Origin of the sequence: Pseudomonas sp. RIT-To-2, from assembly GCF_029623465.1 — a bacterium.
GTDB lineage: Bacteria > Pseudomonadota > Gammaproteobacteria > Pseudomonadales > Pseudomonadaceae > Aquipseudomonas > Aquipseudomonas silvicola.
Map to the genome: position 1 here is coordinate 34,741 of NZ_JAPYKM010000016.1, position 12,376 is coordinate 47,116.

Sequence of the window (12,376 nt, forward strand, 5' to 3'; positions counted from 1 at the left end):
GTTCGGGGTGCCGCCCATCGCAGGTTTGTCGACCTAGCCATTGAACAAGCACAGGAAAAACCGCTCTACCCCCAAGAGTGCCCAGCGCGCTCGATTCTGACAAGGGCAACGGCCACCTGTGTTCAAAAGGCCGATCGGGGCTACGCTCAAACCATGGCCCCGAACAGACTGATCAATGAGGTCGACATGAAAATCCGCGAGCTTGCGCAACACTGGGAACAGAACGCCAAGGGACGCCTGAGCCCCACCGGCTACAACATCCACCTGGACATGGAGTCGGCGGCCCGGCTGGCGGCGATCACCGAGATGTACCCCAAGCACCACCCCGAGGAGTTGCTGGGTGAACTGATTGGCGCGGCGCTGGAAGAACTGGAGGGCAGCTTCCCCTACATCAAGGGGCAGAAGGTGATCGCCACCGACGAGGAAGGCGACCCGCTGTATGAGGACGTGGGCCCTACCCCGCGGTTCCTGGCGCTGTCACGGCGCTACCTGCATGACATGGCCGCCAAGGCTGACGAGCCTCAGCACTGAGTGCATCGCCTGGTTTCCGAGCTTCGCCCGGTCCTGCCGGGATAGCAGGTCCCTCCTCTGGGGGGCCGGGCGAAGCGGGGGAAAAGAACACGCCAGATCCCCTGCCCCCGCAGTCAAGAATTTCCGACTCTTCGCAAAATTCGAGTGAACCAATTAAAAATCGGTTTGGTCGGAGCCATTAAGCCATCACAGAAAAACCCTTCGAATCGTGGCTTCGGCCCCCCTGTCGTGGGCTCGCAAGGATGATCTGTCTTGGGCGACGTTTTTCAGGAGTTAGCCAATGGAGTTGCAATCATGATGACCAGCACTGCCAAAACTTCCAAACACCTGCGTGGGCTGAAACTGGCTGCCCTGGCGCTGGGTACCAGCTTCATCCTCGCCGGCTGCGCCGGCAAGCCACCGACCGAGCAATATGCCGTCACCCAGTCGGCGGTCAACAGCGCCGTCAGCGCTGGCGGTACCGAATTCGCCGCCGTGGAGATGAAAGCGGCGCAGGACAAATTCAAAGAGGCCGAACTGGCCATGCATGACAAGCAATACGACAAGGCCCGCATGCTCGCCGAACAGGCCGAGTGGGATGCCCGCGTCGCCGAGCGCAAAGCCCAGGCCGCCAAGGCCGAGAAGGCTGTGCAGGACGCTCGCGCCGGGGTCCAGGACCTGCGTGAAGAAGGCCAGCGCAGCGTGCAGCAGCAGTAAGCCGCGCTCAGCCATCGCCACTCGTATTCGATCAAAGGATGAAGACCATGCGTAAACAATTGATGATCCCTGCCCTGTTGGCCGCCAGCGTGGCACTTGCTGCCTGCGCCACCAAGCCCAACCCTAACCTGGAGCAGGCCCGCACCAACTTCCAGGCCCTGCAGGCCAACCCGAAAGCCAGCCAGGTGGCCGCTCTGGAAACCAAGGACGCGTCCGACTACATGGACAAGGCCGACAAGGCTTTCCTGAACCATGACGACAGCCGCGACGTGGACCAACTGGCCTACCTGACCAGCCAGCGCGTGGAAGTGGCCAAGCAGACCATCGCCCTGCGTACCGCCGAGGCCAACCTGAAGAATGCCGCTGCCCAGCGCGCCCAGGCCCGCCTGGATGCCCGTGACGCGCAGATCAAGCAACTGCAGGATAGCCTCAACGCCAAGCAGACCGACCGCGGCACCGTGGTCACCTTTGGCGACGTGCTGTTTGACGTGAACAAGGCCGAACTGAAATCCACCGGCATCACCAACGTCAACAAACTGGCCCAGTTCCTTCAACAGAACCCGGACCGCAAGGTGATCGTCGAAGGCTACACCGACAGCACCGGTACTTCGTCCTATAACCAGAGCCTGTCCGACCGCCGTGCAGGCTCCGTGGCCACCGCACTGGTGAAAATGGGCGTGGACCCAAGCCGCGTGGTTTCCCAAGGCTACGGCAAGGACTACCCGGTTGCCGACAACACCAGCGTCTCTGGCCGTGCCATGAACCGTCGCGTGGAAGTGACCATTTCCAACGACAACCAGCCCGTGGCACCGCGCTCCTCGATCAGCTCCGCTAACTGATCGCGCTGCGCCCAACGTGCCGGCCCCAGGGCCGGCACACTTGTATCAGGGGCGCAGGCCGGTGGTCAGCGGGTAGACAGGGTGCAGCAACTGCGCCGCGACGATCACCGCGATCATGGCCCATGCCGTCACCGTCTGCACCCGATCCCAGCCAAATACCGCTGACAGCACACGCCACGGCTTGAGCCAGTCCACGGCCTGGTCCGGCGTCGGGGCCTTCAACCGCTCACGGATACCGATGGCAAGCATCGTCGCCAGCCCCAGAACCCCCAGGTTCAACCACACATAACCTGCCAGCGCCAACCACGGTAGCCCGTGGCGCATCAGCAAGGCCTGGCCATCCCGATTGAAGGCCGCCGGCACCAGGCGCTCGGTGAGCCAGACGTCCGCACCCAACCAGCGATCCGCCGTCCACGCCCAGAAGTTCATGCCCCAGCGTGCCACGGCAATCAGCAGCAGGCTGATGAAGAGGCTGGCGAACACCTGTGCGCCCCAGTCGCCGACACTGCTGCGCCCTGCCAGCAGATGCAGCATGGACACCACGAAGGCCCCGCTCCAGAGTTTTGCCAGATCTTTTTCATCGAACGGCCGGGGCATCAGCGGCTGCCAGAAAAATGCATCCTCGTGGGGCAGTTGGCCCAGCAAACGCGGGTATTGGTGGACGAGCTGGCTGGCCAGGTCGTGGCAAGCCTGCCAGTCCGCCAAGATGAACGTGCGAGTCATAGCGATCTGCTGGCGCCGCGACAACGGTGTCAACAACAGCCGCGCCGCCAGGCGGTCGCTGCGATGCTCAGGGTTCTCGGCCTCGGCCAGCGCACACAGGCGTTGCCACCAGGCCTGCTCCTCGCTTCGCGCGATCAGGGCGTGGAATACCCAGGCGGGCTGGGGGATCACACCCTGGCGCACGTCCCAGCCAAACAGTTGGCACACCCGGTCGAACAAGGCCGCGCTCCAGTGGCTGTGCTGGTGGAACAACTCCAGCACCATGGCCTGCAGGTCCAGGCGCCGGTCGAAAGCACTCAACCAGGGCTGCGCGGCCCACCGTTGCAGCTCGGCCAGAAAGGGGCGCTCATCCCCCGCCTGCAAATGCCCCTGCAGGATACCCCGGCACTGGGCGAACGCGGCCTGCACCAGGGCGCGCTGCTGGCCATCGTTGAGCTGGATACGCTGAAATGGCGTGAGCCACTGACGCTCCCCCAGCCCCCAGGCGAGCCACGTGGCAGAGGCCGGGCTCGCCATCAGGCAACGCAGTGCCAGCCCCTGCTCGAAAGCCTGGTCGCAGTGCTGCTCCAGCGCCTGGCGCCAACGGGCCGCGAGGTTATCGGTGCCCAACTGGTCCAGCAGCGTCGATGCACCGGCTTCGCTGGGCGCCGCTGGCTCGACCGGCGGGGTGCTGGGTTCAGAGGGTGATGCCAGGGCCGGCGCAACCACCGGCGCCCGTTCATCCTCATCGGCCTCGGACCGCCAGCGGGCAATCCCCATCGCTTGCTCATAGGCTTCGCGCAGGCGCTGGAAGGCCTCGGCGTCTTCATCTGGCCGGTGGACCTTGAGCAGCCGCGCATACTGACGCTTGATGCTGCGCTCATCGGCCTCTTCATCCAGTTGCAGCACGCCCCAGCAATCCAGATAGACGTCACTCATTGCCACAGGCCCTGGTCCACTTCCTTCAGGCGCTCATTCAACTGCTGGCGCATTTCTCGGATCTGCCGCTCGTCCTGGCTGTCCAGTGCCTGCTGGAACTGGCTGGCCCAGTAATTGATCTGCTGGCGCGCGTCGCCCAGGCTTTCCTGGTAAAGGCGCTCGAGGCGGGCCACCAGCACCGTGTTCACCTGCTGGTCGCGGGGGTGAACCTTGAGCTGCGACAGCGCTTGCAGGCGTTGCTGGATCTCGGCAGGGCTGAGTACGCCAGGGTTGTTTTCAATCACCAGGGCGTGTTGCTCGCCAGTCAGCGGGATGCTCACCTGGGCTTCGAGGATACCGTTGCTGTCGTAGGTGAACCGCACGTCCAGGGCCACTTCACCGGCGGCACGCTGGGGCACCGGAATATCCAGCTGGCCCAGGGCAACGTTGTCTTTCACCAGGCGGCTCTCGCCCTGGTAGATTTTCACCAGTACGTGCTCCTGGTTGTCGCTCAGGGTATGCACCGTCTTCACCCGGCTGACCGGCACGACGCTATTGCGCTCGATGATCGGCAGGTAATGGCCACCTTCCTGGCGCTGGCCGATGGTCTGCGACACCTCGATGCCCAGGGTGTAGGAACAGACATCGGTCAACACCACCTCTTCCAGTGCCGCCGAGCGTGCCTTGAGCGCCGCTTGCACCGCAGCGCCATGGGCCACCACTTCATCGGGGTTCAGGGTGATGGACGGGAACCGCCCGAACAGCCCGGCTGCCAGCTTGCGCACCAGCGGCATGCGGGTGGTACCGCCCACCAGCAACACTTCGTCCAGGTCGCTGACGCGGATGCGGGCATCGCGCAGGGCCCGTTCGATGGGCGCGCGCAAGCGTTCGAGCAAGGGCGCGTACAGGTCGGCCAACTGGTCCTGAGTGACAGCGTGTACCCACTCGCGTCCCCCCAGGCGCAGCACGAAGTCACTGCTGGTTTGCTGGCCCAGACTCTTGCGCACCCGCTCGGCTTCACGGCGCAGCGCCTGGCGCACGTTTTCCAAGGGGGGCAGGTCAGCGTGCTGGCGCACGAAGTGCTCCACCAGCACGCTGTCGAAGTCTTCACCGCCGAGGAAATTGTCGCCGGCGCTGGCACGCACTTCCATCACGCCGTCGAACAGCTCCAGAATCGACACGTCGAAGGTACCGCCGCCCAGGTCGAACACCAGGAACGAAGTTTCCTTGTCCTTCTGGTGCAGGCCGTAGGCCAGGGCCGCTGCCGTGGGCTCGTTGATCAGTTTTTCGACCTTCAGCCCGGCCAGTTCGCCGGCAATGCGCGTGGCCTTGCGCTGGGCGTCGCTGAAATAGGCGGGCACGCTGATCACCGCTTCGGTCACCGGCTCGCCAAAGGCGCGCTCGGCATCTTCCTTGAGGCTCTTGAGCACCAGCGCCGAGAGTTCTTCGGGGCGGAACAGGCGCTCGCCCAGGCGTACTTCCTGGGCACTGCCCATGTAGCGCTTGAATAGCGCGGTAGTGCGTGCGGCGTGGGTGTGCAGGCGTTCCTTGGCGGCTTGGCCGACCAGAATCCGGCCTTCATCGTCCAGGCCCACGACGCTTGGGGTCAGCACGCTGCCCAAGGCGTTGGGCACCAGCTCGGTGGTGTCGTTGCGCCAGACGGCGATCAGGCTGTGGGTGGTGCCGAGGTCGATGCCGACGATCATGGGCAGAACTCCTTTTCCAGGGGCAGCCATGGTGAGGCCACCATGCATGCCATCATCTTGAGACAGGGGCGCGATGGTAGCGCAATGCGCCGCGGGCGTTAATGATCTTTACCCTGTGGCAGCGGACCTGTCGCGTCGGGGGACACGCGCTGCGCCAGGTGCTGCGCGGCGTCCGGGACGCGGCCTGGCGACCGCCGCTACGGCGTGGTGCAGTGCACCGCCTGTTTCCGGCTGTCCACCAGCACGCCACTCAGGCCCTTCTGCCGGGTATCGAACAGCACCAGGATGCCGTCGATGCACTGGGCTACTTCGTCGGCCGGGGTGGCGGATACCTTGTAGTCCTCGCCCGGTATCGTCTTGAGCAGGGTGAAATCACTCAGCAGCAAGGCATCTTCGGGCTTGGCGAAGTGCAGGTAGCCGTAATACCACAGGCAGGCCACGGTGGCGAAGATGCTGCCGATCCCGGTGAGGATCAACGGGATGGCATTGCGTTCATCATTCATGGGGCGGCTCGGGCTCGGGGTAGTTGGGCACTTCGCCCAGGCGGCGCAGGCCGTTGAAGTGTGAGGGGTCTTGCAGGAAACGCAGCATCACCGTGCGCCAGGTGGGGTCGGCGAAGGTCTGCACGTGGCCGCCACGGGTCAGTTGGAGCACACGCGGGGGCGGCGCCTTTTTGTACAGCTCGATGCCGTTGGCCAGGGGTACGATGGGGTCATCCATGCTCTGGAAGAACAGCATGGGCGTGCCTTTCAGCGCTTCGATGGCGTAGATCGCGCTGTCACCGTCGGGCACCAGCCACGACAACGGCACCTGCAGGGGCCAGGTCAGCCAGGACGTACTCAGGGCGAACCGGCCCACGCCGCGGTAACTGGCCGGCACACCATCGAACACCAGTGCCTGCAGGCGCTCGCGCTGGCGCGGGTGATCGGCCAGGTAATGAATGCCCATGGCGCCACCCAGGCTCTGCCCCAACAGCACCAGGGGTTTGCCCTGCACCTCGGGCTGCTGGCCCAGCCAGGCGAAGGCCGCGTCGATGTCCTGGTAAATGGCCGGCAAGCTCGGTTCACCCTCGCTCAGCCCGTAGCCGCGATAGTCCAGCAGCAGCACCTGATAGCCCTGCTCCGGCAGCCACCAACTGCCGCCCAGGTGCCAAGCCATGTTGCCACCGTTGCCGTGCAGGTGCAGTACCGTGCCCTTGACCGGCACGCCGGCCTTGGCCGGCAACCACCAGCCATGCAGGCGGGTACCGTCGGCGGCGGTAATGGTCACGTCGCGGAACACCAGGCCGGCTTTGGCCGGTGTGAACGGCTGGTCCTTGGCCGGGTAGAACAGCAGCGAACTGCAACCGCCCAGGCTGGCCAGCAACGCCAGCACGGCCAGGGCGCGCAGCAGCGCCTCAGAGGATGTTCGAATAATCCGCTTCAATGCGATCCAGGCTCAGGTGGTTGAGGAAGTTGGAGAAACACATCCACGCCGACAGCGCGTTGAGGTCCCGGAACTGCTCGGGCAGGTATTTGGGCGGCGCCACCAGGCCTTCGTCCACCAGTTGGCGCAGGGTGCGCATGTCCTCCAGGGTGGTCTTGCCGCAGAACAACAGCGGGATCTGCTCCAGCTTGCCCTTGCGCACCGCCAGCTGGATGTAGTTGTAGACCATGATGAAGCCCTTGAGGTAGGACAGGTCCTTGGTGAACGGCAGGCCGGTGGGCACCGAGCCGCGGAACACGCGGCTGGCGTTGCCGTAGCTCTCCGGCATGCCAAAGCCCTGCTCGCGGAAGAATTCGAAAACCTGCAGGAAGTCGGCGCCCTCCTCCACCATGTGAATGGCTCGGGTACGGTTGGTCAGCTTGCGCAGCCGGCTGGGGTAGGAAGCGAAGGCGATCACTTCCATCAGGATGGCCAGGCCTTCCTGGGTCACGGTCGACGAGGGTGGGCCCTTGGACAGGAAGGTGCAAATCGGCTGGTTCTGGCCGTTGAGGGTGGTGCCCACGTGCACCAGGCCTTCATGTACTTCCAGGGCGCGTACATCACGTTCGTTGAACAGGGCGTCGCTGCGGATCTTGATGTAGTCGGCACCCGCTGCGGCGTCGGCGACAATACCGTCGGACTCGAACACCCGGATGGTCCCCTCGGCCTCGCCGAAGGTACGGTTCAGGCGGCTTTGCAGCATGGCCACGGCGTCCTTGGCGGTGAGGGTCTTGGGTTCGTCCTTGAGGTCACCCCGGCCGTCGATGTTGTTCAGGTAGTCGGAGAGCATCAGGCCCAGGTCGGCAAGCGTCGGGTCACCGGCATGGAACGCGTCGGACGCCGCACCATACAGCTCCTGGGAGATCAGGCCGAAGTCCTCGGTGCCACGCGCTTCGAGCATGCGCACCACCATGCGGTACTCCTTGCACATGCGCCGCATGATCTGCCCCACGGGGTTGAACTGGCCGAGCTGGCGGGTGATGTCGCGCTCGATGTTCTGGAATTCCAGCTTCACGGCGCTGGAGTCGAACGACAGCGGCCGGCTCTGGTAATAGGCGCGGTCCACGGCCGGCATGGCCTTGCCCTTGGCCTTGAGAAACTCCTGGCGGATGCTGTCATCCCACTTTACTGCGTCCAGCACCCGGATAGGTGCCTGGGCCAACACGATGCGATCGGACAGGCCACGTATCGTCTGCTGGTACTCGTCCACCGGCAACTCCTTGTCTGACTAGCGTTTTGACGGGGCCCGGGTATAGCGGGCCATTTCCACGAAGACGTCCGAATTGGCCGGATCGTCCAGGTAGGCGAACACCTGGGGCAGGTCACTGGCGACCCGCACACCTTCACCGTCCTTCGTTTCCACGGTAGCGCCGTTCAGGGCGTGCTGCTGCAACGCCTGCTGAATGCGCTCGACATCGAGGTTATACACCACCAGCGCGCCATCATCGGTCAACTCGAACCCCACCAGGGCGTATTGCCCCCCGTATTCGGCTGGCATTCGCGCCGACGCATACCACCGGCTGCCATGGCCGGCCACGGTGAAATCGACGACGTCGCGGGCCTGGCCCGCCGGGGTGCTGATGGCGGTGTAATGGTCCGTGCCCTGGCGCTTGATGCGCAGGCTCAGGTGCTGGCCCCAGGCGTCCTTGCTCACCCAGTGGCCCACCAGTGCCGCGGGGGCCGTCTGCCCGGCAGGCAGCGGTTCGTCGAAGCTGACCAGGCAACCGCCCAGCAGCAACGACGATACGGCGATCAGCAACAGGCGCCAGGCTTTCATCAAGCACTCCTTGGGATGATGGGGCCCAGGTCAGGCCGAGGCCAACACCAGGTGCATGTAGCGGTTGAGGATGGCCAGCATGTCGTCGTCGGCCATCGGGGCATCGCCGTCGAGCAGGCCCTGATATTCCATGCGCCCGATGATGGCCGTCAACACCTTGGCGTCCTGATGGGGTTCGCGCGAGCCCAGCACTTCCAGCAACTGGCAGGTGCCCTGCAACAGGATCTGCTGGTGCGAGCGCACCAGCTCGGCCAGGCGCGGGCTCAGCAAGGCTTCCTGGCGGAACGCCTGCTCGGCCATCAGGTACTCGCGTCGGTTGAGCAACTGGCGGTGCACGTAATCGGCGGTCATGCGGGCAATATCGTCGGCCAGCGCGGCGCGGGCAGCGGGGCTGCCATCGTTGCGCGCCATGGTGTTGCGCAGCAGGTCTTCGGTGGTGGCCCACAACTTGGCCATGTAGGCGGCGCTGCGCTCCACATACTGGGCGAAGGTGTCGGTCAGCAGGTCTTCGATGTCCTTGAAATAGTAGGTGGTGGCCGACAGCGGCACGCCGGCTTCCGCCGCCACGGCCCGGTGCCGAACCCCACGTACGCCATCGCGTACGACAATGCGCATGGCCGCGTCGAGAATCTCCTGACGACGCTGTTCACTTCCTTGGCGGCTGGCCTTGCGGCCCTGATACTGGACACTTTCCGCCACTGCTGTCGCTACACCGGCAGCACCTTGTTGAGCCATTGCAGGAGTCACTACCCTATTCCTCTTGTTGAAACCGATCCGTCGGTGCCGATGCAGCAACCGGCCTAGCCCCGCGCCCGCGGAGGGCGCCTGCAGGCAGGCAGTTGTCTGCTTGGCCATCTGTGAATTGTACCCATAAAAAAGCCGCCCCGAGGGGCGGCTTGTTCGACTGCGGTCAGGCCTGCGGGCGCATGTGCGGGAACAGGATGACGTCGCGGATCGACGGCGAGTTGGTCAGCAGCATCACCAGGCGGTCGATGCCGATGCCTTCACCGGCCGTTGGCGGCATGCCGTACTCCAGCGCGCGGACGAAGTCGGCGTCGTAGTGCATGGCTTCATCGTCACCGGCGTCCTTGTCGGCCACCTGGGCCATGAAGCGCTCGGCCTGGTCTTCCGCGTCATTCAACTCGGAGTAGGCGTTGGCAATTTCACGGCCGCCGATGAACAGCTCGAAACGGTCGGTGACGTTCGGGTTGTCGTCGTTGCGACGGGCCAGCGGCGACACTTCGAACGGGTACTGGGTAATGAAGTGCGGCTGCTCCAGCTTGTGCTCGACCAGTTCTTCGAAAATCATCACCTGCAGTTTGCCCAGGCCTTCGAAGCCCAGCACCTTGGCGCCGGCTTTCTTGGCGATTTCACGGGCCTTGTCGATGTCGGTCAGGTCAGCCGCGGTCAGTTCCGGGTTGTACTTGAGGATCGAGTCGAATACCGACAGGCGCACGAACGGCTCGCCGAAATGGAACACCTTGTCGCCGTAAGGCACGTCGGTGGTCCCCAGGACCAGTTGGGCCAGCTCGCGGAAGAGCTCCTCGGTCAGGTCCATGTTGTCTTCGTAGTCGGCGTGGGCCTGGTAGAACTCGAGCATGGTGAACTCGGGGTTGTGCCGGGTCGAAACGCCTTCGTTACGGAAGTTGCGGTTGATCTCGAAGACCTTCTCGAAACCGCCGACCACCAGACGCTTGAGGTACAGCTCCGGGGCGATACGCAGGAACATCGGCATGTCCAGCGCATTGTGGTGGGTTTCGAACGGCTTGGCCGCCGCGCCACCCGGAATGGTCTGCAGCATCGGCGTTTCCACTTCCAGGAAGTCACGCTTCATCAGGAAGCTGCGGATGTGGGCGATGACCTGCGAACGCACGCGGAAGGTCTGGCGCACGTCTTCGTTGACGATCAGGTCAACGTAACGCTGGCGGTAGCGCTGTTCGGTGTCGGACAGGCCGTGGTGCTTGTCCGGCAGCGGGCGCAGCGACTTGGTCAGCAGGCGCACGTTGGTCATTTCCACGTACAGGTCACCCTTGCCCGAACGGGCCAGGGTGCCTTCGGCGGCGATGATGTCGCCCATGTCCCAGGTTTTCACCGCGGCCAGGGTTTCTTCCGGCAAGGTCTTGCGGTTGACGTAGACCTGGATGCGACCGGTCATGTCCTGGATCACCATGAACGAGCCACGGTTGAGCATGATGCGACCGGCAACCTTGACCGGAATGGCCAGGCCTTCCAGCTCTTCCTTGGTCTTGTCGACGTACTGCTTCTGCAGGTCGGCTGCATAGCTGTCACGGCGGAAGTCATTGGGGAAGGCCTGGCCCTTGGCGCGCTCGGCAGCAAGCTTTTCCTTGCGCAGGGCGATCAGGGAGTTTTCTTCCTGTTGCAGGGCTTGCGGGTCGAGTTGTTGGTCGCTCATGTCTTGAAAAATTCCATCACGGGTTTGTTGCCCCCGCCTTGCGGCGGGGATCGCGGGCGAATGCGCCCCGCAGGGCGCTCGCCTTACAGGCCTTGCTTGAGGCTTGCTACCAGGTATTCGTCGATGTCGCCGTCCAGCACCTTGTCGCAGTCACTGCGTTCGATGTTGGTGCGCAGGTCCTTGATGCGCGAGGCATCCAGTACGTACGAACGAATCTGGTGGCCCCAGCCGATGTCCGACTTGCTGTCTTCCATGGCCTGGGAGGCGGCGTTGCGTTTCTGCACTTCCTGCTCGTAAAGGCGCGCCCGCAGCATTTTCATGGCGGTGTCCTTGTTCGCATGCTGGGAACGTTCGTTCTGGCAGCTGACCACGGTGTTGGTCGGCACGTGGGTGATACGAACCGCCGAGTCGGTGGTGTTCACGTGCTGGCCACCGGCACCCGAGGAGCGGTAGGTATCGATGCGCAGGTCCGCGGGGTTGATGTCGATTTCGATGTTGTCATCGATTTCCGGCGACACGAACACGGCCGAGAACGAGGTGTGGCGGCGGTTGCCCGAGTCGAACGGGCTCTTGCGCACAAGGCGGTGCACGCCGATCTCGGTGCGCAGCCAGCCAAAGGCATACTCGCCCTTGATGTGCAGCGTGGCGCCCTTGATACCCGCCACTTCACCCGCCGACAACTCCATGATGGTGGTGTCGAAGCCGCGCTTGTCGGCCCAGCGCAGGTACATGCGCAGCAGGATGTTGGCCCAGTCCTGGGCTTCGGTACCGCCGGAGCCGGCCTGGATGTCCAGGTAGGCGTTGTTGGCGTCCATATCGCCGCTGAACATGCGACGAAATTCCAGCTTTTCCAGCGACTCGCGCAGGCGGTCGACTTCTTCGCTGACGTCGGCTACGGCGCCTTCGTCTTCTTCCTCGGCAGCCATCAGCAGCAGGTCCTTGGCATCGGCCAGGCCCGCGGACATTTCGTCCAGGGTGTCGACGATCTGGGCCAGCAGCGAACGCTCGCGACCCAGGTTCTGCGCATACTCGGGGTTGTTCCAGACTGCCGGATCTTCAAGCTCGCGGTTGACCTCGGTCAGACGCTCATGCTTTTGATCGTAGTCAAAGATACCCCCGAATGGTTTCGGAGCGCTCGGACAGGTCCTTGATGGTGTTCAGGATCGGGTTGATTTCCATGGCGGGCAGCACTCGTACGTAACGTGTCAAAAGCCGGAGAGTATAACGCACTCGCGCCGCCTGGGCAGCCTGGATTGGGGCCATCGATCGGGGTGCGGTGCATGCCACTGTCAAATCTTACAGTTGCGGAGCGCAGCAACGCGGCCATAAG

At 63.9% G+C, this 12,376-nt stretch carries 12 protein-coding genes; 3 read left to right on the forward strand and 9 right to left on the reverse strand.

What is annotated here, in order from left to right; genetic code table 11:
• Nucleotides 1-186 precede the first annotated feature (186 nt).
• The 3 genes from QBK88_RS16055 to QBK88_RS16065 all read left to right on the forward strand — a co-directional run bounded on the left by QBK88_RS16055 (nucleotide 187) and on the right by QBK88_RS16065 (nucleotide 2,066).
• Nucleotides 187-531, forward strand: coding sequence for a pilin assembly protein (locus QBK88_RS16055; protein WP_277962805.1), 345 nt, complete (start codon nucleotides 187-189; stop codon nucleotides 529-531).
• Between the two features lie 294 nt (nucleotides 532-825).
• Complete coding sequence (locus tag QBK88_RS16060) at nucleotides 826-1,227, forward strand: DUF4398 domain-containing protein (RefSeq protein ID WP_268144922.1); 402 nt, start codon at nucleotides 826-828, stop codon at nucleotides 1,225-1,227.
• Nucleotides 1,228-1,274: 47 nt separating this feature from the next.
• Nucleotides 1,275-2,066 carry an OmpA family protein gene (locus tag QBK88_RS16065; protein WP_277962806.1) on the forward strand — a complete coding sequence of 264 codons (792 nt, stop codon included), beginning with the start codon at nucleotides 1,275-1,277 and terminating at the stop codon, nucleotides 2,064-2,066.
• 45 nt (nucleotides 2,067-2,111) lie between these two features.
• Here the strand turns inward: QBK88_RS16065 and QBK88_RS16070 are convergent, their stop codons facing one another.
• From QBK88_RS16070 to prfB, 9 genes are all read right to left on the reverse strand, one after another.
• Nucleotides 2,112-3,707: a J domain-containing protein gene (locus QBK88_RS16070; RefSeq protein WP_277962807.1), complete on the reverse strand. Its 1,596-nt coding sequence runs from the start codon at nucleotides 3,705-3,707 to the stop codon at nucleotides 2,112-2,114.
• Nucleotides 3,704-5,392, reverse strand: coding sequence for a molecular chaperone HscC (locus tag QBK88_RS16075; protein WP_277962808.1), 1,689 nt, complete (start codon nucleotides 5,390-5,392; stop codon nucleotides 3,704-3,706). Before QBK88_RS16075 ends, QBK88_RS16070 begins: the two co-directional genes overlap by 4 nt.
• 197 nt (nucleotides 5,393-5,589) lie before the next feature.
• Nucleotides 5,590-5,895, reverse strand: coding sequence for a hypothetical protein (locus QBK88_RS16080; protein WP_277962809.1), 306 nt, complete (start codon nucleotides 5,893-5,895; stop codon nucleotides 5,590-5,592).
• The gene (locus QBK88_RS16085) at nucleotides 5,888-6,817 is read right to left on the reverse strand and encodes an alpha/beta hydrolase (RefSeq protein WP_445764948.1); all 930 of its coding nucleotides are present in this window, start codon (nucleotides 6,815-6,817) and stop codon (nucleotides 5,888-5,890) included. The genes QBK88_RS16080 and QBK88_RS16085 overlap by 8 nt, the downstream gene beginning before the upstream one ends.
• Complete coding sequence (locus QBK88_RS16090; protein WP_277962810.1) at nucleotides 6,789-8,066, reverse strand: flavohemoglobin expression-modulating QEGLA motif protein; 1,278 nt, start codon at nucleotides 8,064-8,066, stop codon at nucleotides 6,789-6,791. Before QBK88_RS16090 ends, QBK88_RS16085 begins: the two co-directional genes overlap by 29 nt.
• An 18-nt stretch (nucleotides 8,067-8,084) precedes the next feature.
• Nucleotides 8,085-8,633: a hypothetical protein gene (locus tag QBK88_RS16095; RefSeq protein WP_277962811.1), complete on the reverse strand. Its 549-nt coding sequence runs from the start codon at nucleotides 8,631-8,633 to the stop codon at nucleotides 8,085-8,087.
• A 30-nt stretch (nucleotides 8,634-8,663) separates the two neighbouring features.
• Nucleotides 8,664-9,368 carry a TetR family transcriptional regulator gene (locus QBK88_RS16100; protein WP_277962812.1) on the reverse strand — a complete coding sequence of 235 codons (705 nt, stop codon included), beginning with the start codon at nucleotides 9,366-9,368 and terminating at the stop codon, nucleotides 8,664-8,666.
• A gap of 175 nt (nucleotides 9,369-9,543) precedes the next feature.
• Nucleotides 9,544-11,046, reverse strand: coding sequence for a lysine--tRNA ligase (gene lysS, locus QBK88_RS16105; RefSeq protein ID WP_158155688.1), 1,503 nt, complete (start codon nucleotides 11,044-11,046; stop codon nucleotides 9,544-9,546).
• Nucleotides 11,047-11,129: 83 nt separating this feature from the next.
• Nucleotides 11,130-12,225 (reverse strand): peptide chain release factor 2 gene (gene prfB, locus QBK88_RS16110; RefSeq protein ID WP_277962813.1). Its coding sequence is split into 2 segments (ribosomal slippage): nucleotides 11,130-12,152 and nucleotides 12,154-12,225, totalling 1,095 coding nucleotides; the frame shifts between segments, so codons are not numbered across the junction.
• Nucleotides 12,226-12,376 lie beyond the last annotated feature (151 nt).

What these genes read in the sequence shown, in the direction of transcription:
- QBK88_RS16055 (WP_277962805.1), top strand. Translation starts at nt 187, where the DNA reads ATGAAAATCCGCGAGCTTGCGCAACACTGGGAACAGAACGCCAAGGGA.
- QBK88_RS16060 (WP_268144922.1), top strand. Translation starts at nt 826, where the DNA reads ATGATGACCAGCACTGCCAAAACTTCCAAACACCTGCGTGGGCTGAAA.
- QBK88_RS16065 (WP_277962806.1), top strand. Translation starts at nt 1,275, where the DNA reads ATGCGTAAACAATTGATGATCCCTGCCCTGTTGGCCGCCAGCGTGGCA.
- QBK88_RS16070 (WP_277962807.1), bottom strand. Translation starts at nt 3,707, where the DNA reads ATGAGTGACGTCTATCTGGATTGCTGGGGCGTGCTGCAACTGGATGAA.
- QBK88_RS16075 (WP_277962808.1), bottom strand. Translation starts at nt 5,392, where the DNA reads ATGATCGTCGGCATCGACCTCGGCACCACCCACAGCCTGATCGCCGTC.
- QBK88_RS16080 (WP_277962809.1), bottom strand. Translation starts at nt 5,895, where the DNA reads ATGAATGATGAACGCAATGCCATCCCGTTGATCCTCACCGGGATCGGC.
- QBK88_RS16095 (WP_277962811.1), bottom strand. Translation starts at nt 8,633, where the DNA reads ATGAAAGCCTGGCGCCTGTTGCTGATCGCCGTATCGTCGTTGCTGCTG.
- QBK88_RS16100 (WP_277962812.1), bottom strand. Translation starts at nt 9,368, where the DNA reads ATGGCTCAACAAGGTGCTGCCGGTGTAGCGACAGCAGTGGCGGAAAGT.
- lysS (WP_158155688.1), bottom strand. Translation starts at nt 11,046, where the DNA reads ATGAGCGACCAACAACTCGACCCGCAAGCCCTGCAACAGGAAGAAAAC.